23 protein-coding genes and 2 tRNA genes are annotated in these 24,395 nt (G+C 67.3%); 7 read left to right on the top strand and 18 right to left on the bottom strand.

The window, feature by feature from the left end; translation table 11 throughout:
• Positions 1–2: 2 nt before the first annotated feature.
• Positions 3–1,565, bottom strand: a complete 1,563-nt coding sequence (gene murJ, locus U743_RS10575) for a murein biosynthesis integral membrane protein MurJ (RefSeq protein WP_043768089.1) — start codon at positions 1,563–1,565, stop codon at positions 3–5.
• Positions 1,566–1,694: 129 nt separating this feature from the next.
• Here murJ and rpsT point away from each other — a divergent pair, with 129 nt between their 5' ends.
• Positions 1,695–1,964 (top strand): 30S ribosomal protein S20, encoded by a 270-nt coding sequence (gene rpsT / locus U743_RS10580; RefSeq protein ID WP_043768091.1) that lies wholly within the window; start codon positions 1,695–1,697, stop codon positions 1,962–1,964.
• Between the two features lie 192 nt (positions 1,965–2,156).
• On the opposite strand, the gene proB is transcribed toward rpsT, so the two are convergent.
• The 6 genes from proB to rplU form a co-directional block, all read right to left on the bottom strand.
• On the bottom strand, positions 2,157–3,287 hold the full coding sequence (gene proB / locus U743_RS10585; RefSeq protein ID WP_043768094.1) for a glutamate 5-kinase: 1,131 nt from the start codon (positions 3,285–3,287) through the stop codon (positions 2,157–2,159).
• The gene (cgtA, locus tag U743_RS10590; RefSeq protein ID WP_043768096.1) at positions 3,284–4,351 is read right to left on the bottom strand and encodes an Obg family GTPase CgtA; all 1,068 of its coding nucleotides are present in this window, start codon (positions 4,349–4,351) and stop codon (positions 3,284–3,286) included. Before cgtA ends, proB begins: the two co-directional genes overlap by 4 nt.
• A gap of 41 nt (positions 4,352–4,392) precedes the next feature.
• A complete protein-coding gene (locus U743_RS10595) occupies positions 4,393–4,659 on the bottom strand; it encodes a type II toxin-antitoxin system RelE family toxin (protein ID WP_043768099.1) in 267 nt (88 codons plus the stop codon).
• A complete protein-coding gene (gene relB / locus U743_RS10600) occupies positions 4,643–4,864 on the bottom strand; it encodes a type II toxin-antitoxin system RelB family antitoxin (RefSeq protein ID WP_043768101.1) in 222 nt (73 codons plus the stop codon). The genes U743_RS10595 and relB overlap by 17 nt, the downstream gene beginning before the upstream one ends.
• Positions 4,865–5,020: 156 nt before the next feature.
• Positions 5,021–5,281 (bottom strand): 50S ribosomal protein L27, encoded by a 261-nt coding sequence (gene rpmA, locus U743_RS10605; protein WP_043768104.1) that lies wholly within the window; start codon positions 5,279–5,281, stop codon positions 5,021–5,023.
• Between the two features lie 30 nt (positions 5,282–5,311).
• Entirely contained in the window at positions 5,312–5,626 is a 315-nt protein-coding gene (gene rplU, locus U743_RS10610; RefSeq protein ID WP_043768107.1) for a 50S ribosomal protein L21, read from the bottom strand.
• Between the two features lie 196 nt (positions 5,627–5,822).
• Between rplU and U743_RS10615 the strand changes: the two genes are divergently transcribed.
• From U743_RS10615 to U743_RS10625, 3 genes are all read left to right on the top strand, one after another.
• Positions 5,823–6,791: a polyprenyl synthetase family protein gene (locus tag U743_RS10615; RefSeq protein ID WP_043768110.1), complete on the top strand. Its 969-nt coding sequence runs from the start codon at positions 5,823–5,825 to the stop codon at positions 6,789–6,791.
• Between the two features lie 21 nt (positions 6,792–6,812).
• Positions 6,813–6,889: transfer RNA gene (locus U743_RS10620), tRNA-Pro, on the top strand.
• Between the two features lie 380 nt (positions 6,890–7,269).
• A complete protein-coding gene (locus U743_RS10625) occupies positions 7,270–7,806 on the top strand; it encodes a 2OG-Fe(II) oxygenase (RefSeq protein ID WP_043768125.1) in 537 nt (178 codons plus the stop codon).
• A gap of 116 nt (positions 7,807–7,922) precedes the next feature.
• Here U743_RS10625 and U743_RS10630 read toward each other — a convergent pair whose 3' ends face one another.
• Positions 7,923–8,180, bottom strand: coding sequence for a ComEA family DNA-binding protein (locus tag U743_RS10630; protein ID WP_043768129.1), 258 nt, complete (start codon positions 8,178–8,180; stop codon positions 7,923–7,925).
• 135 nt (positions 8,181–8,315) lie between these two features.
• On the opposite strand from U743_RS10630, the gene U743_RS10635 reads away from it, so the two are divergent.
• Positions 8,316–8,406, top strand: a tRNA-Ser gene (locus U743_RS10635).
• Between the two features lie 394 nt (positions 8,407–8,800).
• Here the strand turns inward: U743_RS10635 and U743_RS10640 are convergent.
• Positions 8,801–10,285 (bottom strand): flavin-containing monooxygenase, encoded by a 1,485-nt coding sequence (locus U743_RS10640; RefSeq protein WP_052367928.1) that lies wholly within the window; start codon positions 10,283–10,285, stop codon positions 8,801–8,803.
• A 143-nt stretch (positions 10,286–10,428) separates the two neighbouring features.
• On the opposite strand from U743_RS10640, the gene U743_RS10645 reads away from it, so the two are divergent.
• Complete coding sequence (locus U743_RS10645) at positions 10,429–11,316, top strand: alpha/beta fold hydrolase (RefSeq protein ID WP_043768133.1); 888 nt, start codon at positions 10,429–10,431, stop codon at positions 11,314–11,316.
• Here the strand turns inward: U743_RS10645 and U743_RS10650 are convergent.
• The 9 genes from U743_RS10650 to U743_RS10690 form a co-directional block, all read right to left on the bottom strand.
• On the bottom strand, positions 11,313–12,383 hold the full coding sequence (locus U743_RS10650; protein WP_052367930.1) for a MaoC family dehydratase: 1,071 nt from the start codon (positions 12,381–12,383) through the stop codon (positions 11,313–11,315). The two genes, U743_RS10645 and U743_RS10650, sit on opposite strands and share 4 nt — an antisense overlap.
• A gap of 34 nt (positions 12,384–12,417) precedes the next feature.
• A complete protein-coding gene (locus tag U743_RS10655; RefSeq protein ID WP_043768136.1) occupies positions 12,418–12,897 on the bottom strand; it encodes a hotdog fold domain-containing protein in 480 nt (159 codons plus the stop codon).
• Between the two features lie 14 nt (positions 12,898–12,911).
• Positions 12,912–14,927, bottom strand: a complete 2,016-nt coding sequence (locus U743_RS10660; RefSeq protein ID WP_043768138.1) for an NADPH-dependent 2,4-dienoyl-CoA reductase — start codon at positions 14,925–14,927, stop codon at positions 12,912–12,914.
• A 4-nt stretch (positions 14,928–14,931) separates the two neighbouring features.
• The gene (locus U743_RS10665) at positions 14,932–15,741 is read right to left on the bottom strand and encodes a crotonase/enoyl-CoA hydratase family protein (RefSeq protein WP_043768140.1); all 810 of its coding nucleotides are present in this window, start codon (positions 15,739–15,741) and stop codon (positions 14,932–14,934) included.
• Between the two features lie 982 nt (positions 15,742–16,723).
• The gene (locus tag U743_RS10670; protein ID WP_043768142.1) at positions 16,724–18,085 is read right to left on the bottom strand and encodes a 3-oxoacyl-ACP reductase; all 1,362 of its coding nucleotides are present in this window, start codon (positions 18,083–18,085) and stop codon (positions 16,724–16,726) included.
• 85 nt (positions 18,086–18,170) lie between these two features.
• A complete protein-coding gene (locus U743_RS10675; protein ID WP_052367932.1) occupies positions 18,171–19,028 on the bottom strand; it encodes an alpha/beta fold hydrolase in 858 nt (285 codons plus the stop codon).
• Entirely contained in the window at positions 19,028–20,236 is a 1,209-nt protein-coding gene (locus tag U743_RS10680) for an acyl-CoA dehydrogenase family protein (protein WP_043768144.1), read from the bottom strand. Before U743_RS10680 ends, U743_RS10675 begins: the two co-directional genes overlap by 1 nt.
• A gap of 33 nt (positions 20,237–20,269) precedes the next feature.
• Positions 20,270–21,595 carry an acyl-CoA dehydrogenase family protein gene (locus U743_RS10685; protein ID WP_043768147.1) on the bottom strand — a complete coding sequence of 442 codons (1,326 nt, stop codon included), beginning with the start codon at positions 21,593–21,595 and terminating at the stop codon, positions 20,270–20,272.
• A gap of 24 nt (positions 21,596–21,619) precedes the next feature.
• Positions 21,620–23,440: a long-chain-acyl-CoA synthetase gene (locus U743_RS10690; protein WP_043768149.1), complete on the bottom strand. Its 1,821-nt coding sequence runs from the start codon at positions 23,438–23,440 to the stop codon at positions 21,620–21,622.
• A 269-nt stretch (positions 23,441–23,709) separates the two neighbouring features.
• Between U743_RS10690 and U743_RS10695 the strand changes: the two genes are divergently transcribed.
• Complete coding sequence (locus U743_RS10695) at positions 23,710–24,372, top strand: TetR/AcrR family transcriptional regulator (protein ID WP_052367935.1); 663 nt, start codon at positions 23,710–23,712, stop codon at positions 24,370–24,372.
• Positions 24,373–24,395 lie beyond the last annotated feature (23 nt).

Here is a 24,395-nt window from a genome sequence, read left to right on the forward strand (position 1 = left end):
CGTCAGTCGCGATGCCGGAGCCCTGACAGCAGCCGCAGCGGCTGCAGGCCGAGCAACATCAGCGCCAGCAGGTAGGTGACCGCCGCCGCGACGATGATGCCGAGCAGGCCGAAGCCGCGCTGTAGCGCGGCGGCGTCGAGCCAGTCGCCGAACCAGGCGGCAGCTGCCAGCGCCACGGCGCTCATGAGCAGGCTGGCGGCACCGATGCGCAGCAGATAGATGCCCCACCCCGGTAGCGGCCGATAAACCCCGTCCAGGCGCAGGCGCCGATAGAGCAGTCCGGCATGCAGCCAGCTTGCTGCGGCCGTGGCGCCGGCGATGCCGACGTGCGGGCGGGCGTAGCCGGCTTTTACCAGCGCCGTGGTTACCACCACCGATACCACCATGCCGGCGCCGAAGGCGATGGCGCCCAGGCGCAGCGGCTCGGTCGTATCCTGCCGCGAGTAGAAGCCCGGAATCAGCACCTTGACCAGCGAGAAGCCCACGAAGGCGAAGGCGTAAGCCACCAGCGCCGCCGACGTCATGGCGACGTCGCGCTCGGTGAAGGCATTGTGATGAAAGAGCGTGGCAACGATGGGTTCCGCCAGCAGCAGCAGCCCTAGCGCCGCCGGCGCGCCCAGCAGCAGCACCAGGCGCAGCGCCCAGTCCAGCGTGCCGCTGAAGCCCTCGGCGTCGCTGCCGGCGAACTGCCCGGCCAGGTAGGGAAGGATCACCGTGGCGATGGCGATGGAGAACACCCCCAGCGGGAACTCCATCAGGCGATCCGCGTACCAAAGCCAGCTGACGCTGCCATCGCCGGGCAGGAAGGAGGCGATCACCGAATCCAGCAGCAGGCTGAGCTGGGAGATTGACGCCCCCAGCATGATGGGCAGCATCAGCATGATGATGCGGCGCACCGCCGGGTCGCGCCATCCCGCGCGCGGCCGCGGTAGCAGCCCCAGCTTCCAGACCGAAGGCAGCTGGAAGCAGAGCTGCAGGATGCCGCCGATCAGAACGGCGATGGCCAGCGCCTCCACCGACGGCGCGTAGAGCAGGGCCGCCGCGATGAGCGACAGATTCAGCAGCACCGGCGTGATGGCCGGCACAGCGAAACGGCCGTGCGCGTTCAGAATGCCGGAGGCCAGCGCCGCCAGCGAGATACACAGCAGATAGGGGAAGGTCCAGCGCAGCAGCGTGACGGCGGTTTCGAACTTCTCGGCATCGGCCCGGAAACCGGGCGCGAAGATGCTCATCAGCAGCGGCGCGGCCAGCACGCCGGCGGCAGTGATGAGCAGCAGGAAGGCGCCCATGGTGGAGGCGACGCTGTCGATCAGCCGGCGCATATCCTCTTCCGTGCCCTGCGACTGCGTTTCCTTGAGCACCGGCACGAAGGCCTGCTGGAAGGCGCCCTCTGCGAACATGCGCCGGAAGAGATTGGGGATGCGGAAGGCGACGAAAAAGGCGTCCATAGCCGCGCCGGCACCGAAGAGCGCGGCCTGCAGCATGTCGCGCACAAAGCCAAGCACCCGCGAGGCGAGCGTGGCGGCACCAACGACGCCGGTGGACTTCATCAGGGAACGGGACATGCCGGCGGGCTCCGCACGGGGGAAATCGAGCTGGCGCCTTCGGTTGACAAGCACCGGAGGCGCGAGAATACTACGCCACCTTTTTGGGGCCCTGCCCCAATCTCCCAGTTACGAATCGCGGAGTCTGTCTTGGCCAATTCGCCCCAGGCGCGCAAGCGCGCGCTCCAGAACGAAAAGCGTCGCACGCTGCATGCATCGCAGCGCTCGATGGTGCGTTCCTCCATCAAGAAGGTCATCAACGCCCTCGAGGCGAAGAACGCCGAAGCCGCACGCAGCGCCTATCAGGAAATGGTGCCGCTGCTCGATCGCTACGCCGGTCGCGGCCTCATCCACAAGAACAAGGCAGCGCGCCACAAGCAACGCCTGCACAAGCACGTCCGCGAGCTCGAGAGCGCCTGAGCGCACTCGCTGGCGGTTCGGTAGATAAGTGATGGAAGGTGGGCCGGGCTTTAGCCGGGCCTACCTGCCTCCAGCATGTCGGCCTGAAGGCCGACCCACGGGTTGTCCCAGGCAGCTGTGGGTCGGGCTTCAGCCCGACTTGCCCGATCCAGCATGTCGGCCTGAAAGCCGCCCCACGGGCCGATTCGGGCTTTAGCTCAAGACCAGATCGTCGCGGTGGATCAGCTCGGCCTCGCCGACGTAGCCCAGGCGTTCGTTGATCTCGCGCGTCGGCACACCGCAAATGCGGCTCGCTTCCTCGGCGCCGTAGTTCACCAGGCCACGGGCGACTTCGGTGCCATCCGGCGCCAGGCAGCGCACGACGTCGCCGCGCGAGAAGCTTCCTTCGACGGAACGCACCCCCACCGGCAACAGGCTGGCACCACCGCGGCTCAACGCACCCACCGCACCCTCGTCGAGATGCAGCGCACCGCGGGCCTGTAGCTGCCCGGCGATCCAGCGCTTGCGGGCACCGACGCGCAGCGCATCGGCGTGCAGCATGCTGCCCAGATCTTCCTCGCCGGCAAGCAGACGGTTCAGCACCCGCTCCGCCCGGCCGTGGGCGATGATGGTGCTGGCCCCCGAGCGCGCCGCCCAGCGTGCGGCCGTCAGCTTGGTGCGCATGCCGCCGCGCCCCAGCGTGCCCATGCCGTCGCCCGCCATGGCCTCCAGGCGCGCGTCGGACAGCGAGATGTTGTGGATCAGCTCGGCGCCGTCCCCCAGCCTGGGATCGCGCGTGTAGAGGCCATCCTGGTCAGTGAGGATGACCAGCGCCTCGGCCTCGACCAGATTGCAGACCAGCGCGGCCAGGGTGTCGTTGTCGCCGAGGCGGATCTCGTCGGTGGAGACGGTGTCGTTCTCGTTGACCACCGGCACCACGCCCCACTCCAGCAGGGTGCGCAGCGTGCTGCGCGCATTCAGATAGCGGCCGCGTTCGGCGACGTCCTCGTGCGTGAGCAGCACCTGCGCCGTGTTCAGGCCATGCTGGGCGAAGGCATTCTCGTAGGCGCGCACCAAGCCCATCTGCCCGACTGCGGCGGTGGCCTGCAGCGCGTGCAGCGTGCGCGGGCGCTCGCTCATGCCCAGCCGCGCGCGGCCCTCGGCCACCGCGCCGCTGGATACCAGTACGACCTGGACGCCGCTGCTGCGCAACTCCGCGATCTGGGCCACCCAATCGGCGATGGCGGCGTTGTCGAGACCCTTGCCCTGGTTGGTGACCAGCGAACTGCCAACCTTGACGATCAGCCGCCGCACGGCGGAGAGCGCGCTGCGCTGCTGGCTCATTCCGCCTCCGGGGCCGGGGTGTCTTCCTGCGCGTCTTGCGCGGCGGCCGCCTCTTCGGCGCGACGGGCTTCCAGCCAGTCCATAACGGCGCGGCCGAGCTTCTCGAGCCCGCCGCCGGTCGCCGCGGAGATGATGAAGCTGGGCCCCTCCCAGCCCAGCTCGGCAACCGCAGCGTCGGCAGCCGCCTGCGCGGCGTCGGCGTCGAGCAGATCGGCCTTGTTGAAGACCAGCCAGCGCGGGCGATTGCCGAGGGTTTCGCTGTACTGCTCCAGCTCGTCGGCGATGGTGCGCACCTGCTCGGCGACGCCACCCTCGACCGGCATGAGATCGACCAGCTGCAGCAGCAGCCGCGTGCGCGACAAATGGCGCAGGAAACGATGTCCCAACCCTGCGCCGTCGGCAGCGCCGGCAATCAGGCCGGGGATGTCGACCATGACGAAGCTGCGCAGCGGGTCCACCGCGACGACGCCGGGCTGCGGATAGAGCGTAGTGAAGGGGTAGTCGGCGATCTTCGGGCGCGCGGCGGACATGGAGGCCAGAAGCGTCGACTTGCCGGCATTGGGCAGGCCGGCGAGACCGACGTCGGCCATGACCGCCAGCTCCAGACGCAGCTGGCGCGACTCGCCGGCGTAGCCGGGCGTACTCTGACGCGGCGCGCGGTTGATGCTGCTCTTGAAACGCGCATTGCCGAGACCGCGCGCACCGCCCTTGGCGAGCAGCACGCGCGGCGTCGTCGGCGTAATCTCGCCGAGGTACTCGTCGGTTTCGTCGTCGTGGATGATGGTGCCCAGCGGCATCGGGATCTCGATGTCCTCACCGGCCCCACCCGTGCGGTTGGCCTTGCCGCCGTTTTCCCCGTCCTTGGCCCGGAAGCGGCGATGAAAGCGCATGTCCGCGAGGGTGTTCAGGCCGCTGTCGGCGATGGCGTAGACGCTACCGCCATGGCCGCCGTCGCCGCCGTCCGGCCCGCCAAAGGGCACGTACTTCTCGCGCCGGAAGGATACGTGCCCTGGGCCACCGGAGCCGGCATCCACGCGGATTCTGCTTTCGTCGACGAACTTCACGTCTGGCTGACTCGGTTGGCGATACCCGTCACAGGGTGCCGCTATTCATAAACACTACCGCGATGAGCGATACGGATGACCAGCACCACGAGCTCGGTGTCGCGCAGCTCGCAGATGCCCCGTACATCGCCCACCCGATAGCGCCACAACCCGGTATGGCGCCCTTTCAGCGCCTTGCCGAGCCGGCGCGGATGCGCCTGCGCAAGCACCCTACCTTCGAGATAGGCACGAACCCGGCGCCGTAGCGGCGTATCGAGGTCGCGAAACTCCTTCGCTGCCCGCGTTTCGAACTCAATCGTCCAGGTCACCCCAGACCTCGGCAGCGCTGATCCTGCTGCTCTTGCCCGCGCGCAGACGCTCCAGGCGCTCCTCGGCGAGGTAGACGTCCTCCAGATCGTCGAGGTTGTCCTCAACCAGCTGGCGCAAGTAGAAGGCCTTGCTGCGGCCGGTAGCCCGGGCCAGCTGATCGAGGCGCTGCTCGGTATCCGGGCTCAAGCGAATGGTTGTCGGCATCGTTGGCGGCGCATCAATGTATTCACTGTAGTCAGTGTAGGCCCTGCGCCAGCCTGCGTCATCCTTCCGGGCCGCGCGACCTTGGCCCCACGAAAAAGGCCCCGAGAACTCGGGGCCTTATCGCACGGTCGCCTTGGCGATCGGAGCGCGTCGGGTTCAGGCCTCTGCCGACTCGACGATGTTCACCACCGTGCGGCCACGACGCGGGCGGAACTCCACCTTGCCGTCGGCCTTGGCGTAGATGGTGTAGTCGCGACCCATGCCGGCGTTGTCGCCGGGGTGCATCTTGCTGCCGCGCTGGCGCACGATGATCGAGCCCGCGCGAACGGCCTCGCCACCGAAACGCTTTACGCCCAGGCGTTTGGATTCGGAATCGCGGCCGTTGCGGGTACTGCCGCCTGCCTTTTTGTGTGCCATATCAGCTTGCTCCTGGCTTGGCTGCGGCGCTCAGGCGCCGGCGATGTCAGTGATGCGCACCGCCGTGTAATTCTGGCGATGCCCCTGCCGCTTCATGTGATGCTTGCGGCGGCGAAACTTGAGGATGTGAACCTTGTCCGCGCGACCGTGCTCAAGCACTTCCGCGGTGACCTTGGCGCCCTCGACGAGCGGCGAGCCGACCTTGGCACTGTCACCCTCGCCGACCATCAGCACCTGGTCGAAGTCCACAGTGGCGCCCACGGCGGCGTCAAGCGTCTCGACGCGCAGGGCCTCGCCGGCACTGACGCGATACTGCTTGCCGCCGGTTTTGATGATGGCGTACATCGTTTTCGTGCTCCGGAATCCTTCGGGGGGACCCACTCAGCCGCTTTCTGCAACCGGGGGTCGACAAGGCGCGGGATGATACGCCGGGCGCTCGCCCCGGTCAACGCGCTTCGCCGCGCCGGCGAAGGCTGCAGCGGCTCGTCTACACTAGCGCCCCGTCCGGAGCGGGTTGTACCCGCCCCCTAATCGAGCATCCATGGATTTCTCCGACTGCACAGCCCCCGTGGCGGAGGATATGCGCGCCGTCGACCGACTCATCGGCGAGCGACTGCGTTCCGACGTCGCGCTGATCGACCAGATCGCCGCGCACATCCTGCGCGCTGGCGGCAAGCGCCTGCGCCCCAATCTGGTGCTTCTGGCCGCGCGCGCCCACGGCGCCCACAACGGGCGAGCCGTGCTACCTGCAGCCATCGTCGAGCTGATCCATACCGCAACGCTGCTGCACGACGACGTCGTCGACGACACCGAGCGCCGCCGCGGCCAGCCCACCGCCAACGCCAACTGGGGCAATCCGGGCGCCGTGCTCTCCGGCGACTTCCTCTACACGCGCAGCTTCCAGCTCATGGTGGAGGCCGATGACATGCGCATCATGCGCGAGCTCGCCGACACCACCAACGCCATCGCCGAAGGCGAAGTGCTGCAGCTGATGAATTGCGGCAACCCCGATACCGACGAGACAGCCTATCTCGACGTCATCGACCGCAAGACCGCGCGCCTGTTCCGGGCCGCCACCGCCCTTGGCGCAATGGTGGCCGGCGCCGACGACGTCGCCATAAGTGCCGCGCGCGCTTACGGAGAGAGCCTGGGCATGGCTTTCCAGATTGTCGACGACCTGCTGGACTATCTGGCTGACCCCGAAGTCTCGGGCAAGAACCTGGGCACCGATCTCGCCGAGGGCAAGCCGACGCTGCCTCTCATCCGGGCCATGGCGGTGGGTGACAAAGAGACGCGAGAGTTCCTGCGCGACGCCATCCGCAACGGCGACGACGCCGATGTCCAGGGCGTGCTGCACGCCGTTGAATCCACCGATGCGATCCACTACACTTCCGCGGCCGCACAGCGGCACGTCGCTGATGCCAAGGCTGCTCTGGCGGCGCTGCCTGATTCGGCATACCGCAATGCGCTCGCCGGGCTCGCCGACTTCACGGTAGCGAGAACCAACTAGGCGCTTGCGGCGCAACAATTCCGGGGTGTAGCTCAGCTTGGTAGAGCGCTTCGTTCGGGACGAAGAGGTCGTAGGTTCGAATCCTGTCACCCCGACCAATCCTGTTTTCCTGTGACCTCCGTGTTTCCAGCAGCCCTTGCGGGCTGCAGAGGTCGTAGGTTGTTCGCGCCATCCATGGCGCGAACCCTTCGGGCTCCCTGCGGTCGCGTGGATCGGCTTTCCTGCCGATCCATCGAATCCTGTCACCCCGACCAATCCTGTTTTCCTGTGACCTCCGTGTTTCCAGCAGCCCTTGCGGGCTGCAGAGGTCGTAGGTTGCGCTGGCCTTCCATGGCCAGCGCCCTTCGGGCTCGCTGACGCTCGCGCAAATCCGCTCCATATTGATTCGAGACGCTATTGAAGACCGGAATCCGGTTACAGTGCGCCTAGGCCCCAACCCTCTCGAACGATGTCAGAAGCGCCCAGCGGATTTCCCCGCATGCACAGCGTGCAGCGACTCCTGTCCGATGAAGAAATGGACTCCCTGATCGCGATGGCGCGGCATAGTGGCCTCACGCCGGGCACGACCTCCGGCGGCGGCAATGACCCGCGAATCCGCCGCTCTCAGGTCCTCTGGTTGCGCCGCGCAGAGGGCTATGAATGGCTCTACGAGCGCATCTGGAAGGAAGTGCAGACGATGAACCGGCGCCTCTTCGGCTTCGACATTACGGGCTTCAACGGCGCCATACAGCTCGCCCGCTATGCCGCCGATGACGAAGGGTTCTATAACTGGCACATGGACAATGGCGAAAAGAACGCTGAGAGAAAGATCAGCATCTCGGTCCAGCTGAGCCATCCGGATGACTACGAAGGCGGAGAACTGGAGCTCTGGTACAAGATGCGAGGCATCCCTGCCGCACGCGAGCGCGGAGCCATCGTCGCCTTCCCGAGTTTCGTCATGCATAGAGTAAAGCCAGTAACAAGGGGGGAACGCTTCAGCCTCGTCGCCTGGATCGCGGGGCCGCGCTGGCGCTAAACGCAAGGCATAGCTCTCGCAGACCGAAGTGTGACCTGCTAGCCAATCGTTCGAAGCCCACAAAAAAGCGCCCGGCTACAAGCCGGGCGCCAGAATCGACACATGCTGTGCGAAGACTAGAAGCCGATTCGGCCCTCGTTGTCCTCAACGAAGGAATCCCCCAGGCCATCGACGCGCTCTGCCACTTCTTCGGCCGAGCTGAAGTCGCCGCCATCCTCGCGCTCAACGATGATGCGCTCCGCAATCACGCTTCCCACACCGGAAAGCTGCGTGAGCGCCTCGGCATCGGCCTGATTGACATTGATGACCTGCGCCCAGAGCGACGTGGCGAATAGCATCAGTCCCGCTGCCGCGGTGAGGAGTTGCTTGGTCATGGTTTTCCTCCCTGTAACCGAATGAAACGTCATCCGAGGATGACGCGCACATCGTTACTCAAAGTAAATGAAAAAATCAATCCGCTGCATCCTCGCGGACAAGCCGTTGCCGCACTGGCATAATGCGCGGCTCGCGGAGGGGTGTCCGAGCGGTCGAAGGAGCACGCCTGGAAAGCGTGTATACGGTAACCCCGTATCGAGGGTTCGAATCCCTCCCCCTCCGCCAAATCCTTGCGACGCGCCTAAGTTGGGCACGAACGCCGAGCCAATCGAAACCTCCAGGGATTCGAACCCTCGATAGATAGTGAATGAGTTCGACCACCCGGCGAGAGCCGGGTGGCGCGAGCGAAGCGAGCCCGGAGGGCGCGCCGGCGAAGCCGGGGCGCAATCCCTCCCCCTCCGCCAAAATTCAACACTGCGCTCGATTCGCTTAACGGCAGCATGATGACTCAGCGCACCAGGGATTCGAACCCTCGATAGACAATGAACAGGTTCGACCAGCCGGCGCGAACCGGGTGGTGCGAGCAAAGCACGCCCTCGCAGACCGCTTCGCGCATCAAGAAGGCCGGACCCCCAGAGGAGATCCGGCCTTATCGTCCGAGTCAGTGGTCTCGCCGCGCTCAAGCCGTCTCGTAGTCTTCGAGATCCAGGCGCCGCGTGAGGCGGCGATACTCGGCGGTCCGGCCCGGCCAGTTGTTGGTGATGCGACCGGATTCGTTGTGATACCAACTGCTGCAGCCGGCGGCCCAGACCGTACTCGACAGGCGCTGCTGCAGCCGGTCGTTGTAGTCGCGGTAGACATCCTCGCGCACGTTCAGCATGCGGTGATCGCGCAGCTTCTCCAGCGCGTCCGACAGATAGCGCATCTGGCACTCAATCATGAAGATGATGGAATTGCCGCCAAGGTTGGTGTTCGGGCCGTACATCAGGAAGAGATTGGGGAAGTCGGGAACAGTCATGCCGACATAAGCTTCGGCGCCCGTGGACCACTGCTCGTGCAGATCCTTGCCATGCCGACCAGTGAAGCGGATCGGCGACAGGAACTCGGTCGCCTTGAAGCCCGTGCCCCAGATGATCACGTCCAGGTCGTGCTGCACGCCGTCCTTGGTGCGCACGCCCTTGGCGTTGATCTGATCGATACCAACGGTTTCCAGATGCACGTTGTCGCGCTGCATCGCGGGGTAGTAGTCGCTGGAGAAGAGAATGCGCTTGCAGCCGATAGGGTAGTCCGGCGTCAGCTTGGCGCGCAGCTCGGGGTCCTTCACCTGACGATTCAGGTGCCAGCGCGAAACGCGCAGATACAGCCGCTGCGTCGGCGAGTCGCCGCGATCGAAGGCATCGGTACTGATCTCGCCGGATTTCCAGAGCGCAAAGCGGAAAGGGCGCTCGTAACCCGGGACGTAGCGGAACAGCAAGCGATTGAGCTTGCCGTAGGGGCCATCCAGGCGTGGGAGCAGATAGGGAGGGCTGCGCTGGAAGACGGTGAGATGTGCGGCCTGCTCGGCCACCGGTGGGATGAACTGAATGGCACTGGCACCGGTGCCGATGACGCCCACGCGGCGGCCTTCCAAGGGTATCTCGTGGTCCCACTCCGCGGAATGAAAAGCATCACCGGCGAAATCATCGCGACCCGGAATCTCGGGCCAACCGGGGCGCGAGAGCTGCCCGACGCCGGCGACCAGCGCGCGCGTGCGCCAGCTTCGGCCGTCGGCCGCATGTACGGTCCAGGTGGCGCTGTCGTCGTCCCACTGCGCGCTGGTGACTTCCACGCCGAACTCGGCGTCCTGGTAGAGCTCGAAATGCTGCGCACAGGCGTGGATGTAGTCGAGGATCTCGGGCTGGCGCGGATAGCGCCGCGAAAAGCCCATCTTCTTGAAGAAGGAGAAGGAATAGAGGTGCCACGGCACGTCGCAGGCCGCCCCCGGATAGGTGTTCTCACGCCAGACACCGCCGAAGTCCGGCCCCTTCTCGAGCACCCGCAGGCGCCGGCAGCCCTGCTTGCGTGCCTGGATCGCCGCGCCCAGCCCGGAGAAGCCGCCACCGATGATCAACACATCCAGCAAGGCGGTTTCGGTTTCGACGCGCGTTTCGGCTCGTGCATTCATGCTTCGCTTGCTCCTTCCTCGTGCAATCGCGGCCGCATTGCTTCGACCGATCGTTTAATTGGGGGCTTATATTGTGCCCGGACTGGGGCCGGATTGCGACATTTGTTGGCTCAGCATGGGCGCCGTCAGCGTAAACTCTCGTCATGCCTGATGCACCCCATGACACGCCGCCGGTGCGCGAGCACCGTCTGCGCTCCGCCGACGACGGCGTATGCGTGCTTGTCGAAGTCGGCAGCGAGCATGCCGACGCCGAAGTTCTGCTGATCCCGGGTATGTTCACCGCGCGCGGCTTCTGGCTGTCGCCGCGCGGCGTCGGCCTTGCCGCGCATCTCGCGTCCGCGGGCATGCGCTGCTGGATTCTGGAGCGACGCGGAATCGGCGCGGCCCGCCAACAGAATGACGATGTGCGGCTGGGCATGAGTCAGGCAGCGCGCCACGATCTTCCGACGGCATTCGCCCACATCCGCGACCAAAGCGCGCGACCGCTCTTCCTGCTCGCGCACTCCTTCGGCGGCATCCTTGCTGCACGCGCCCTGGCTGGCCCCATTGCCGCGCGCGACTGCGCGGGCCTGGTCAGCTTCGCGACGCAGTGCGAAACCGGCAAGTCGGCGCTGCACCCGCCCGGCTCCTGGCTGACGCTGGCGATCTCGATGGCGCGCGGTCATCTGCCGGCACGCATGGCCGGCCTTGGGCCGGAAGACGAGCCGCGCGCGGCCATGCAGGACGCCGTACGCTGGACCACGAGCGCACGCCGCGGAGCACCCTGGCTCAACGGCCTGCGCGCCCTGCCCGTGCCCCAGCTGGCGCTCGCCGGCGCCGGCGATACCACCGACCCGCCGGAGGGCTGCGCACGCTTCGCGCGCCGACTGGCTGCCGGCGACGCGCATTTCGAGCTGCTGGCACGCAGCCGCGGCTGGGCCGAGGATTACGATCACGCCGGCATGGTGGTCAGCCGCAACGCACGCGCGGAAGTCTGGCCCTACGTGACGGAGTGGCTGCGCCGGCATATTCCGGCGCAGCCGCAGGCTTAGGCGCCGGTCTTCTTGGCGGCCGTCTTCCTGGCTGCCGACTTGCTGGCCGTCGCCTTCTTGGCAGTGGCCTTCTTGGCAGTCGCCTTGCGCGCTGATTTCTTGGCCGCGCTTTTCTTGGCCGCAGCCTTCTTGGCGGTCGCCTTCTTGGCTGCTGCTTTCTTACCGACGGCCTTCTTCGCCGCCGGCGCCGAACCGGCAGCCTGCGGCCGGTCGATACGGCCCTCCAGATAGACCGTGTCGCGGGCGGCATTGGTCAGGAGGTACTCGCGCCCCTTGGCGTCGTCACGCGCCAGCAGTTCCACCCGCGAAGGCAGGAAGACCGGCCGCTTGAAGGCCACCGTCAGCGACACCGCATCGGCATCCTCGGGCAGCAGACGCGCGACGCAGCGCGCATAGGAGTACATGCCGTGGGCAATGGCGCGCTTGAAGCCGAAGGGCTTCGCGGCCAGGGCATGCATGTGGATGGGGTTAACGTCCCCCGCAATCAGACCGTAGCGGCGCCCGATGTCTTCGGGCACGGTCCAGTCCCCGACCAGCTCAAAGGCCGACCAGTCCGGCGGCGTCCATCCGGACTTCTTGGACTTGCCCCCCGAGCCACCCCGGATGAGATTGGTGCTGGTCGACTCCCAGGCCACCTTGCCGGCGGTATCGCGGATCTTCGTGACCAGATCGAATTCCCTGCCGGCGTCCACATCCCGGTGGCCTTCCACGAAGACCTCCACATCCAGCGCCTCGCTGGCGGCGATGGGCCGGTGCTGGGTGACGGCGTTGCGCACGTGCACCGCACCCAGCAGCTTGAAGGGGAAGGCCTTGTGCGTGAGCACCTGCAGATGCAGCGGTGCGGCCAGGATGTGGGGATAGCTGGGCGGAAGCCGACCGTCGATGCGGAAGCCGCAGAGCTTGCGGTACTTGCGCAGGCCCTCCGCGTCGGCGACGACGCCGCGGCAGATGGCGCTGATGCGCGGGATGGTCTGCCCCTTCTTGAGGCCACTGCCGCGCGCGACAGCCGCACGCAAGAAGCCACCGACGGCCGATGGAAGACTGTTGAACTCGAGGCTGTGCGACATGCTGAGGGAACTCCGTATGGCTTGGGCGCGGCCTTCAGCCGCGCTGGGTGATCCAGATATCGATGTGGGCTCGGAAGACGAGCTGCCCGTCGGGGTCGTGCACTTCCACCGGCACGGTCAGGATTTCGCCATCCGGCCAGGCGGCAGGCGCATCGAGCGTGGCGTAAGCGTGCATCCTACCGCGCGCCTTGGCGAGATACTCCACCTGCATGGCCTTGGGAATCCAGCGATGACTTCTGGGCACGGTGGCCTCGGCCACCAGCCCCATCACCATCTCGGCCAGATTGCAGAGCGCGATGGCGTGCACCGTGCCCAGATGGTTGTGCACCGCGCGTGTGTCACGCATCGACGCCGAGGCACGGCCCGGTGTCAGCGTTTCCACCGTCGCCGGAATCGTCCGGAAATAGGGCGCAAAGCGCTGAAATATCCGGGTGAAGAGCTGGCGCCCGCGCGGCAGGCGCTGCATGCGCTCGAAGAGCGCGAGTACGGAGAGCTTGTCCTGCAGTCCAGCCATGGTCCAGTCCTCGTTCAGATCCGCAATGCGGTTTCAGTGGCCTGGCGGATCGCACGCTTGGCGTCCAGCTCGGCCGCCTCGTGGGCACCGCCGACGATATGCGTCGGCACCTCGCGCGCGGCGAGCTCGTCGGCCAGCCCGCGCTCGGAAACCTGTCCGGCGCAGATAACGACGCTATCCACGGCCAGTGTCTGGTACTGATCGCCCACGGTGACGTGTAGGCCCTCGTCGTCGATACGCTCGTAGTGCACACCACCCAGCATGTGCACGCCGCGGTCGCGCAGGCTGGCGCGGTGCACCCAGCCGCTGGTCTTGCCCAGGCCCTTGCCCAGCGACTCGCTCTTGCGCTGCAGCAGCCAGATCTCGCGCGGCGAGACGTGCGCCTGCTTGGCGATCAGGCCACCGGGTGCGCTCAGCGACGCATCCACGCCCCACTCGGCGTACCAGGCTTCGGGATGCAGCGTCGTCGGCTCGCTGGAGGAAAACAGCTCGGCCGCGTCGAAGCCGATACCACCGGCGCCCACCAGTGCCACACGCCGCCCGACCTTCTCCGGCTGCATGATGGCTTCGACGTAGGGCAGTACGCTGGGATGATCGATACCGTCGATGGCCGGCATGCGCGGACGCACGCCGGTGGCCAGCACGACTTCGTCGAAGGCGGTCAGCGTCTCGACGTCGGCCGCGCATCCCAGGCGGACCTCCACGCCGGTCTCGGCCAGCCTGCCCTCGAAGTAGCGCATCGTTTCGCGGAACTCCTCCTTGCCGGGAATGCGCATGGCCAGGCGGAACTGCCCGCCCAGCGAGTCGCTCTTCTCGAAGAGCGTGACCTTGTGACCACGCGCCGCCGCCTCGAAGGCACAGACGATACCGGCCGGGCCGGCGCCGACCACGGCCACGCGCTTGGGCTGCGTCGCGGGCTCGCGCAGCAGCTCGGTCTCGTGCGCCGCAAAGGGATTGACCAGACAGCTGGCGCGCTTGAGCTGAAAGCTGTGATCCAGGCAGGCCTGATTGCAGGCGATGCAGGTATTGATGCGCTCCGGCGCGCCGGCAGCGGCCTTGTTGACGAAGTCCGGGTCGGCCAGCAAGGGCCGCGCCAGCGACACCATGTCGCAGGCGCCGCGCGCCAGCAGGTCCTCGGCCACTTCCGGCGTGTTGATGCGGTTGACCGCCACCACCGGGATGTTGACCTCGGGCCGCAGCTTCTCGGTGACGAAGCCGAAGGCAGCGCGCGGCACGCTGGTGACGATGGTAGGCACGCGCGCTTCGTGCCAGCCGATGCCGGTGTTGATCATGGTCGCACCGGCGGCCTCGATGGCTTTGGCCTGGAAGACGACTTCCGGCCAGGTATTGCCGCCCTCGACCAGATCCAGCATCGACAGCCGGTAGATGATGATGAAGTCCGGTCCGCAGGCCTCGCGCACCGCGCGCACGATCTCCACCGGAAAGCGTGCGCGGTTCTCGATGGGCCCGCCCCAGTCGTCGTCGCGCTGGTTCACCCGCGGGCAGGTGAACTGATTGATCAGGTAGCCCTCCGAACCCATGATCTCGACGCCGTCGTAGCCGGCCTCCCGAGCGAGCTGGGCGCTGCGCGCATAGTCGGCGATGGTCTGCCGGATGCGCTTCTCCGACATCTGGCGCGGCTTGAAGGGGTTGATCGGCGACTTCACCGCCGAGGCCGACACCGACAGCGGGTGATAGCTGTAGCGGCCGGCGTGCAGGATCTGCATCGCGATCTTGCCGCCCTCGGCGTGTACGGCGTCGGTCACCGGCTTCTGCGCGCGCGCCTCGCCCGTCGTGCTCATCTTCGACGCAAAGGGGAACAGCCAGCCCTCGCGGTTGGGGGCGAAGCCGCCGGTCACCGCCAGCGAGACGCCGCCGCGTGCTCGCGCGGCGAAATAGGCACCGAGCTTCCTGGCGTCGCGGGCGCGATCCTCGAGACCGACGTGCATGGAGCCCATCAGCACGCGGTTGGAGAGTTGCGTGAAGCCGAGATCCAGCGGCTCCAGCAGATGCGGGTAGGCGTGGCTCATCGATTCACTTCCGGATGCTGCGCGGCTTGTAGGGGGTGTCGGGCTTGCCGGTATTACGCGCCACGGCAATGCGCTGGTTGGCGCGGCCCATCAATTGCCTTTGCCGATGCCGCTCGGCGGCGAGCGCACCGGCCTCGCTGTCGCCCCAGGCTTCGTTGAGCAGCAGCTTGCCGGCCGCCACCGCATCCGGCGAGCGATTGGCGATCTCGGCCGCCAACGCCTCGGCGGCAGCCATCGGATCCTCGGCTGCCTCGGTCGCCAGACCCATGGCTACAGCCTGATCGCCGCTCACCACGCGCCCGGTGTAGGTCAGCAGGCGCGCACGATCGGCGCCGACCAGCTCGCGCAGCAAGGCGGCACCGCCCATGTCCGGGATCAGTCCCCACTTCGATTCCATCACCGACAGCTTGGCGTCCGGCCGCACGATGCGGAAATCCGCGCCCATCGCCAGCTGGATGCCGGCGCCGAAGCAGTTGCCGTGCACGACGGCGATGACCGGCACCGGGAGGTCCCGCCAGGCCATCGAGAACTGCTGGAACTTGTTGCGCACCGGCGAGTACAACCGCGCGTAGAGCTTGGCCAGATCAAGGTTCATGCCCTTGCCGAAGAAGGCCTTGACGTCGATCCCCGCGCAGAAGCTCGGCCCCTCGCCGGAGAGGATCACGGCGCGCACGGAGCGCTCGTTGGCCAGCGTCTCGGCAGCGTCGATGACGCCGTCCATCATCAACTGATCGACGCCGTTGTGGGCGTCGGGCCGGGTCAGGGTGACGCGGGCGATATCGCCTTCGATGTCGGTTCTTACGCGTTCGCTCATTGGTGGATTACCTTTGCTTGCGGGCTTGCCGTATTCGCCACTTCGGCTGTGCAATGTAGCGGCTGGCTTGGGGCTTCGTATCGCACGAGAGTCATGCTGCAGCGTGCGGACAGGAAGTCGGGCTGCAACTTACATCCGCCTGAGCGCGTGTGCGCTCTCCTTGGAAAGGGGCGTGCTCAGGGGTTCCGCGCCCTGATACCGCCGCGCTATCGATTGTGCGCTTGAGCACGGCGCGGCTTACTCTTCTATAACGCGATAGAAGAGTAAGCAGAAGACCGCGCCCCGACATCACCGCCGGCCCTGACGGGCCGGTTCCCTCCGCGCCAGCCGTGCTCGGGGTCGCATTGAGCGGCATCCATGCCGCGCAATGCTCAGGCGGCCATCCATGGCCGCCTGCCCCCTGCGCTCGGCCGGCGCTACGGCGGTGATGTAGGGGGGACGGGGACCTAAACGGCTCGTCGCTTCGCGACATCGCTGCAAGCAGGCAACTCCATATCTCGGCGATGCCGCGAAGCGGCGAGCCAGAGCGATCCGTGCCCTTTGAGGGTGGCCGGCTCGGATGGCGCGCGCAGGGGTCGCGAGACAGGAAGTCGAGCGAGGGCGACCAGGCCAGGGATGGCCTGTTCGCCCGTGCCCCGAGCACGGCATCCGAGACGGGGACCTGTCGCGGCGTAGCCGCGGCAGGCCACCCGGCGGGCACCATGGTTTTGGTGACTTTTGCCGAAACAAAAGTCACCCGCGCCTTACGCGGACGCTTCAACGACAGCGTGCCCGTTTCAAGCGCGGAACCCGAGAGCACGTCGCTCGATACGACCGACCGTTCGGTGCTCAGCGAAGCATCGGCCAACTCAGCGCTATCAGGGCGCGGAGCCCGCGAGCAATCTGATCTCATACGGACCGGCAAGATTCCGGGCAGTGCGCCCAAGCGACTCTCAGTTAGCGCTCGCCCCGAACACGGCATCACCGATTCCGAGAGAAGACCTCAGGCCCCCACCAAGGACTGCCCACAAACCCGAACCGTATTCCCGGTAACACCATAGGCCCCCGGCGTCGCCAGGAAGCAGATCAGCTCGGCGACGTCCTCGGGCAGACCGCCCTGCGACATCGAATTCATGCGCCGGCCCGCTTCGCGGATCGTGAAGGGCATCTCGGCGGTCATGCGGGTTTCGATGAAGCCGGGTGCGACGGCGTTGACGGTAATGCCCTTGGCGGCGTGCTTCGGGCCCTCGGCGGCGACGTAACCAATGAGCGCGGACTTGGTGGCGCCGTAGTTGGTCTGACCGACGTTGCCGGCAATGCCGCCGATGGAGGACAGGCAGACAATGCGTCCGCCCTCGCGGACGGCGTCGGCGGCCTGCAGCGCGGCGTCGATCTTGAGGATGGCGTCGAGGTTGATGCCCAGCACCATGTCCCAGTGATGCTCGGGCATCTTGGCGAGGGTCTTGTCGCGGGTGACGCCAGCGTTGTGCACGACGATGTCGACGCCGCCGAACTGGTCGAGCACGAAGTCGGCGATCTTCTTGGGCGTGGCGTCGTCGGTAACGTCGGCCGGGAAGCCGATGCCGTTGATCGACGCCATGGTCTCGTTGAGCGCCTGCTCGTCGGCCGGGATGTCGAGGCCAATGACCTGCGCGCCCTCGGCAGCCAGGCGCTTGGCCGTGGCCGCGCCGATGCCGCGCGCCGCGCCGGTGACCAGCGCCACCTTGCCGTTGAGCGTGCCCGTCAGCGGCGTCTCGGCCGGTGCCTTGGCCGTCTTGGTGATGCGCACGGGCTGACCGTCGACATAGGCCGAGTGCCCGGACAGGAAGAAACGCAGCGGCATGGCCAGGCGGTCCTCGGCGCCCTTCTCCAGATAGAAGAGATTGGCGGTGGCACCGCGCTTGCCGATTTCCTTGGCAAGGGACTTGGTGAAGCCTTCCAGCGCGCGGAAGGCGGCCGACTGCGCCGAGTCCTTGCCCTTCTCGGGCAGGCCGGTGATGACCACCACGCGCGCATTCTTGCCGATGCGCCCCATGAGCGGGTTGAAGAAATCGTAGAGCGCGCGCAGATCGGTGGCCGAGGTCACGGCCGTGGCGTCGAAGACGACGGCGTCGAGCTTGTCTTCCTCGCCGAGGGCATCGACGGAGCCCACGGTTTCGGCGCCGGCAGCCTGCAGCGTCTTGCCGACGGTGGCCGAGGCATACCCCTTGCCGGCGGCGCCGGTGATCGCTTTTTCACCAGCCAGCGGCTTGTCGGCGTAGGCGCCCTTGGCACGCTTGAGCGCTACCGGCGTCGGCAGGCCGATGTTCTGCAGGATCTTGCGCGCAGCCGGCTGCTGCGCGAGGTTCAGAAGGCGGTCGGTCATGGCATACCTCGTTGATTCTAAAGTGAGAGAGCAGGCGCCGAAGCCATGTGCCGCGGCGCGTCAATACGTAGGCGTATGGAAGCTATCACAGCTCGCCGATTTTCGTCTGCCGGGGTGCGGCATCCAGGCTCAGCAGAAAGTCGCGGATCGCGGGATAGAGCCGGTCCGGCTTCAGGCGCAGTTCCAGAATGGAGCGCGCCTCGATGAAGCGTGCGTCGGGTAGCTGGCGCGCCAGTGCGTGAGCGTCCTGCAGATTGTGCAGCCAGTCACCCTTGTGGCCGATGACCAGCGCCGGCTGCGTCATGCGCTTGCGCTCCGGGTACGGCGGCACCACCGGCCCGACGAGAATGCCGTGCAGCACGGCCGCGATCTCCTCCGGGCGGTTGCTGGCGGCATTCATGCCGCCGGCGATGACCTCGTTACCCGGTCTCGGCAAGCGGCGTACCAGCCCCGTGAAACCGCGCACCAGCGGTCGCAGATACTGCGTCGACAGGACCAGCGGCACCAGCAGCAGCGCCGCGAAGATCGTCGAGCGCTCCATCACCGGCATTTCCAGGATCTGCGCGCGCACGCGCTCCGGATATTTCGCGGTGGCGTGCAGCGTGGCGATGGCGCCCAGCGACACGCCGCCGACAACGGCTTGATCGATCCCCAGGTGATCCAGGCAGGCGATGGCCTGATCGCCGTAGAAGTCGATACGGTTCATCGTGGCGTGGATCGGCCGGTCGCTCGCACCGTGGCCCAGAAGATCGAGCAGAATCACGCGAAAGCCGTCGGCAGCCATGCGCCGCGCGAGCGGCCGGTTGATCAGCGAATCGAGCAGCAGCCCGTTCATGAGCAGCACGGCCGGCCCCTTGGCCGGGCCGTACTGCTCGAAGGCCAGCGCGTAGCCCTGCCAGTCGAAGCGCTCGCGTTCCACCGCCACCGGCCGCCGCGCGGCCACTACTTCAGCTCCGCCGAACTCTTGCCGAGCAGGCGCCGCGCCACGATCAGCAGCTGGATCTGCTGCGTACCCTCGAAGATGTCGAGGATCTTGGCGTCGCGCGCCCACTTCTCCAGCAGCTCGGTCTCGCCGTAGCCGGCCGCGCCGCAGAGTTCGACACACGCCAATGCCGTATCGACGGCCGTACGCCCGGCTTTGGCCTTGCACATGGAGGCTTCCAGCGCGTTGGGCTGGCCGTTGTCGGCCATCCATGCCGCGCGCAGGGTCAGCAGCTTGGCGGCCTCCCAGTCGGCCTCGCACTCCATGAGCTTGGCGGCGGCGGCGTGGCCGTGCGTGCGCGGGCGGCGATAATCGAGGTCGACGCCGGCCTCGCCGAGGATGCGCTGCGTCTCCTCGATGGCCGCGCGCGCCAGCCCGATGGCCATGGCCGCCACGATGGGCCGGGTGTTATCGAAGGTCTGCATGACGCCGGCAAAGCCCTTGGAGGTGTCCACCTCCGGCGAGCCGAGCAGATTCTCGGCCGGCACGCGGCAGTTCTCGAGCCGGAAGGCGGCCGTATCGGAGGCGCGGATGCCGAGCTTGTGCTCCAGCCGCTCCAGCGTCAGCCCGGGGCGGTCCTTCTCGACCAGGAAGGCCTTGATGGCGGCGCGCCCCTTGGAGCGATCGACCGAGGCCCAGACCACCAATGCGTCGGCGCGCTCGCCGGCCGTGACGTAGATCTTCTCGCCGTTGAGCACATAGTCGTCGCCGTCGCGCTCGGCAGTGGCGCGGATGGCGGCCGAGTCGGAACCGGCCGAGGGCTCGGTGATGGCCATGGCCACCCAGCGCCCGCCGAAGCGCTCGAGCTGCTCCTCGTTGGCGACCGCCGCGATGGCGGCATTGCCCAGCCCCTGGCGCGGAATCGACAGCGCCAGCCCGACGTCGCCCCAGCAGAGCTCGATCATCCCGAGCACGGCGGCCATGTTGGAACCATTGCGCACGCCGGCATCCTCGCCGCCGCTGTCCTGCTTGAGCTTGCCGGCGCCGGCACCCTCGCCACCGGAACTGTTCATGCCGTCCATCAGCGAGGCCAGCATCTCCAGCTCCACCGGCGCGGTGTGCTCGAGACGATCGTACTTGCGCGAGATCGGCCGGAACATCTCGGCGCCGATCTGGTTGGCCTGATGGATCAGCGGCTTGAGCCGCTTCGGGGTTTCGAGATTGAACATGGGGGTTTCCTTGAATTCGGTTGCCGGGGCGCGCTAGATCAGGACCGCGCCTTCCATCAGCGCAGTGGCGCGCAGGTCGCGGTACCAGCGCTCGACCGGGTACTCCTTGACGAAGCCGTGACCGCCGAAGATCTGCACGCCATCGGAGCCGATCTGCATGGCGTGGCGGGCGGCCAGCGTGCGCGCCAGCTGGACCTCGCGCAGCGCGTCCTCGCCGCGCTCCATGCGGCTGGCGGCGCGCAGCAGCGCCAGACGCAGGCCGTCGCGCTCGATGCCGATGTTGGAGATCATGAAGGCCACCGACTGGCGATGGCTGATCGGCTCGCCGAAAGCCTTGCGCTCGTTGGCATAGGGGATGACGTAGTCGCGCACGGCAGTGGCCGTGCCGACCGCGAGCGCGCACCAGGCCGCGCGCGAGGCCGCGATGATGCGATCAAAGTCGCCCTCGCCCAGCACGATGGCCGCGTCCTCGCGCAGGCGCACCTTGTCGAAGCGCAGCCGCGACAGGCCCGCGGCGCGCAGACCCATGGCCGGCTCGGCCTGCACCGACACACCCTCGGCCGCGGCCTCGACGATGTAGAGGCCGGGCGCGCCTTCCGGCGCACGCGCGGCGACCACGAAGAAGTCGCTGCTGGCGCCGTTGACTACCAGCGCCTTCTCGCCGCTGAGCACCAGACCGCCGTCGCGGGATTCGACGCGCGTGGCGAGATCGTAGGGCGAGAACAGCGCGCGCGCCTCGGTGACCGCGAAGCTCGCCGTCGGTGCATCGTCGTCGGTCATGGGCGCCAGGAAGGCATCCTGCTGCGCGGCGCTGCCGTAGTCCGCCAGCAGCAGCGCCACCGAAGGCGTGGCCAGCAGCGACACCGCCAGGCCCATGTCGCCGTGCGCCAGCGCCTCGGCGATCAGCATGCCGGTCACCGGGCTGCGCTCGGTCATGGCGCCGCCCAGCCCCTCGGGAATGCTCATGGCGAGCACGCCCAGCTCGTTGGCCTGCGCCACCAGCTCGGCCGAAGGCGCGCAATCGGCCTCCGCGGCTTCCGCGTTGGGGCGCAGCAGCTCGGCCGCCACCTGCTCCATCGTCTCGACGATCATCTGCTGCTCGTCGTTGGGCGTCAGATCGAAGAGTTCGGCGCTGGCCGCGGGGCGAGCACCGCGGCTCGGGCTCGTGAGCTGGCGCAGCGCCTTGAACTGGCGCCCGGCCCCGCTGGCGGCGGCGAAACCGACGCGCGCGCCGGACTTGATCAGCGCCGAGGCCGGCCGGTGCAGGCCCAGTCGATGCGACAGCGGATGGCCGGCGAAACGGGTCAACAGACGCACGCCGAGACCGATGGAATCAACGCGGGAGGATTTCTGGCTCATATTCGTGTGACTCGGGTTCGAGAATTACAAGCGCATGCGGCCATCGGCCAGCGCCTTGAGGTCGTCGTCGGAGATCGGCGTGTAACCGGCCTCGCGATCCTTGAGGATGTAGACGGCTTCGCCGTCGCAGGCGGCCGGATCGAAGCCGGCCTTCTTGAGATCCACCTTGCGGTGCTTGAAGGTGCCCGTGGTCTCGACCCGCTGCATGAGGCGAACGAAGACCGGCACGGCGTAGGCGGGCAGTTCGGCCAACAGATGACGCGCCACGCGCTGGCCGTCGAATTCGGCACCCTCGTGCAGCAGCAGGCCCGCCATGCCGGCGCGCCCGTCGAAGCCCGGAACCTCGACGCCGTAGACCACCGATTCGTCGATTTCATCGAGCATGTCGATGGCGCGCTCGACCTCGGTGGTCGCCACGTTCTCGCCCTTCCAGCGGAAGGTGTCACCGACGCGGTCGATGAACTGGATGTGACGCAGCCCCATGTCGCGCACCAGGTCTCCGGTGTCGAACCAGCAATCCCCCGACGCAAAAACGTCGCGCAGCAGCTTCTTCTCGCTGGCCTTGGCGTCGGTGTAGCCGTCGAAGGGGGCCTTGTCGCTGACTTCGGCGATGAGCAGGCCGACCTCGCCGCGCGCAACCTTGCGCATGTGGCCCCGCGCGTCGCGTACGGGCTGCTCGGCCTCGTGGTCGAAGGCCACCACGGCGTAGCTCAGCGGGCAGAAGCCGCAGGAACCGGGAACGTTGAAGGAATTGGTGAAGACCAGATTGCCTTCGCTGGCGCCGTAGAACTCATTGATGTGGGGAATCGCGAAGCGCTGCTGGAAGGCGTCCCACAGCTCCGGCCGCAGGCCGTTGCCGATGGCCGCGCGCAGTCGGTGCTGGCGATCCTCGGGCCGCTCCGGCTGCTGCAGCAGATAGCGGCAGAGTTCACCGATGTAGCAGAAGACCGTGGCGTCGGCCTCGCGGAGCTCGTCGACGAAACGCGAGGCCGAGAACTTGCGGGCGATGTAGAGCTCGGCGCCGGCGGCGAGCGTCGCCCCCCACGCCAGCGTCAGCGCGTTGTTGTGATACAGCGGCAGCGGGCAGTAGAAGACGTCGTCGTGCCGCATGCGCAGCGAGGCCAGGCCGACGCCGGAGGCCGCGCGCAGCCAGCGGTTGTGCGACATCACCGCCGCCTTGGGCATGCCGGTGGTGCCCGACGTGAAGATGTAGAAGGCGGGCTGCGCGGCCTTGACGTCCGCGGTGGCATCCGGATCGCCTGCCGGCAACGTCGCGCTGTCGGCATCCATATCCAGCGCGCCGGCCGGCACGGCCGCGTCGTCGCCATCGGCCAGCCAGCCCACCGGCGCATCCGGGGCGGCCGCGCTCAGGTCCACGCTTTCCAGCGCCTCGGCGCATTCGGCGCCGACGATCAGGGCCTTCGGCCCCACCAGCCGGATGCTGTGCGTCAGCACCTCGCCGCGCTGGTTGTAATTCAGCATGCCGCCGACCGCGCCCAGCTTGACGGTGGCGATGACCGCGGCCAGCAACTCGACGCGGTTCTCCATCAACAGGGCCACACCGTCGCCGGGCCCGACGCCCTGCTGCTGCAGCCAATGCGCCCAGCGATTGGCCAGCTGGTTGAGCGCGAAATAGCTCAGCCCGCGACGCGCGTCGCGCACCGCGACCCGTTCCGGATGCTTCTCGGCCTCGCGCTGCACGCGCAGACCGATGGAATCGATGCCCTCGCGATCCGCGCGCGCCAGCTGCACCAACCCCTTGATGGCGGTGCCCGTGCGCGGCGCGCCGCGCTGCACATAGCCGCGCAGGATGTCGCTTATCTTCACCCGATTCCGAACCGGCATCTCTCTCTCCTTTGCTTTGCTGCGTGGGGGCGTTGTTACTCCCGCATCATGCCACGCAGCCTTTGACGCGAATGTCGCCAAAGGCGCGCCTTCGCCCCTCGCCCGCGAAGCGGGAGAGGGGGGAACCGGCCGCGGATGCGGACGGTGGGGTGAGGGCAGCCATGCCGGGCACGACATTCCGAAAAGAAATCTTTCCGGATATTGTCACGCCCGCTCGGATCGGTCAATATCCGGAAACCCAACTTTTCGCATTGGCAGGAGACCGACGCATGACCCGGCGCACCGCCGCGCGCAGCAGCCGCCGCTATCGCGGGCGCAGCACCGATCAGCTGCGCGCCGAGCGCCGTCAGCGTCTGATGGAAACCGCGCTGGCGCACATCGGCGAAGCGGGTTACGCCAGCCTGACCATCGAGAAGCTGTGCAGCGCGGCGAAGGTGTCCACGCGCCATTTCTACGAGCATTTCCGCTCGCGCGAAGCGCTGCTGGCCGCCCTCTTCGACCAGTTCAGCGAGGAAGCCGCCCGTGTCATCGGCGAGCGCCTGGCCGGCGATACAGAGGATCCGGTGGAGCGTGCGCTGGATGCCGTCTCGGCCTTCGTGCGCTTCGCACTGGAAGAGCCCGCCCGCGCGCGTCTGGCCTTCATCGAGATTGTCGGCGTCTCACCGGACATGGAGGCCCGTCGGCGCGAAGCCATCGGCCGCTTCACCGCATTGATCGCGCAAGCCGGCGAACACCTTGCATCGCGCGGCGCACTGCCGCAGCAGCATTATCATCTGGCCGCGGTGGCGCTGGTGGGTGCCACCAACGAGCTGCTGGTGGAATGGCTCGACGGCCGCACCGGCCTCAGCGCCGCCGGCATGGAACGCGCCATCATCGATCTTTTCCGCACTCTGATCCTCGGCGCCCGCGTTCGCAGCGGCGCGCCGGGCTGACCGCCTTTCCAACTGGAGCAATG

The organism is Algiphilus aromaticivorans DG1253, assembly GCF_000733765.1.
GTDB classification, from domain to species: Bacteria; Pseudomonadota; Gammaproteobacteria; order Nevskiales; family Nevskiaceae; genus Algiphilus; species Algiphilus aromaticivorans.

What these genes read in the sequence shown, in the direction of transcription:
- U743_RS10690 (WP_043768149.1), bottom strand. Translation starts at nt 23,440, where the DNA reads ATGCCGGTTCGGAATCGGGTGAAGATAAGCGACATCCTGCGCGGCTAT.
- U743_RS10640 (WP_052367928.1), bottom strand. Translation starts at nt 10,285, where the DNA reads ATGAATGCACGAGCCGAAACGCGCGTCGAAACCGAAACCGCCTTGCTG.
- U743_RS10625 (WP_043768125.1), top strand. Translation starts at nt 7,270, where the DNA reads ATGCACAGCGTGCAGCGACTCCTGTCCGATGAAGAAATGGACTCCCTG.
- murJ (WP_043768089.1), bottom strand. Translation starts at nt 1,565, where the DNA reads ATGTCCCGTTCCCTGATGAAGTCCACCGGCGTCGTTGGTGCCGCCACG.
- U743_RS10685 (WP_043768147.1), bottom strand. Translation starts at nt 21,595, where the DNA reads ATGAGCCAGAAATCCTCCCGCGTTGATTCCATCGGTCTCGGCGTGCGT.
- U743_RS10695 (WP_052367935.1), top strand. Translation starts at nt 23,710, where the DNA reads ATGACCCGGCGCACCGCCGCGCGCAGCAGCCGCCGCTATCGCGGGCGC.
- rplU (WP_043768107.1), bottom strand. Translation starts at nt 5,626, where the DNA reads ATGTACGCCATCATCAAAACCGGCGGCAAGCAGTATCGCGTCAGTGCC.
- U743_RS10650 (WP_052367930.1), bottom strand. Translation starts at nt 12,383, where the DNA reads ATGTCGCACAGCCTCGAGTTCAACAGTCTTCCATCGGCCGTCGGTGGC.
- U743_RS10660 (WP_043768138.1), bottom strand. Translation starts at nt 14,927, where the DNA reads ATGAGCCACGCCTACCCGCATCTGCTGGAGCCGCTGGATCTCGGCTTC.
- U743_RS10670 (WP_043768142.1), bottom strand. Translation starts at nt 18,085, where the DNA reads ATGACCGACCGCCTTCTGAACCTCGCGCAGCAGCCGGCTGCGCGCAAG.
- U743_RS10680 (WP_043768144.1), bottom strand. Translation starts at nt 20,236, where the DNA reads ATGTTCAATCTCGAAACCCCGAAGCGGCTCAAGCCGCTGATCCATCAG.
- relB (WP_043768101.1), bottom strand. Translation starts at nt 4,864, where the DNA reads ATGCCGACAACCATTCGCTTGAGCCCGGATACCGAGCAGCGCCTCGAT.
- U743_RS10665 (WP_043768140.1), bottom strand. Translation starts at nt 15,741, where the DNA reads ATGAGCGAACGCGTAAGAACCGACATCGAAGGCGATATCGCCCGCGTC.
- proB (WP_043768094.1), bottom strand. Translation starts at nt 3,287, where the DNA reads ATGAGCCAGCAGCGCAGCGCGCTCTCCGCCGTGCGGCGGCTGATCGTC.
- U743_RS10630 (WP_043768129.1), bottom strand. Translation starts at nt 8,180, where the DNA reads ATGACCAAGCAACTCCTCACCGCGGCAGCGGGACTGATGCTATTCGCC.
- U743_RS10655 (WP_043768136.1), bottom strand. Translation starts at nt 12,897, where the DNA reads ATGGCTGGACTGCAGGACAAGCTCTCCGTACTCGCGCTCTTCGAGCGC.
- rpmA (WP_043768104.1), bottom strand. Translation starts at nt 5,281, where the DNA reads ATGGCACACAAAAAGGCAGGCGGCAGTACCCGCAACGGCCGCGATTCC.
- U743_RS10645 (WP_043768133.1), top strand. Translation starts at nt 10,429, where the DNA reads ATGCCTGATGCACCCCATGACACGCCGCCGGTGCGCGAGCACCGTCTG.
- U743_RS10615 (WP_043768110.1), top strand. Translation starts at nt 5,823, where the DNA reads ATGGATTTCTCCGACTGCACAGCCCCCGTGGCGGAGGATATGCGCGCC.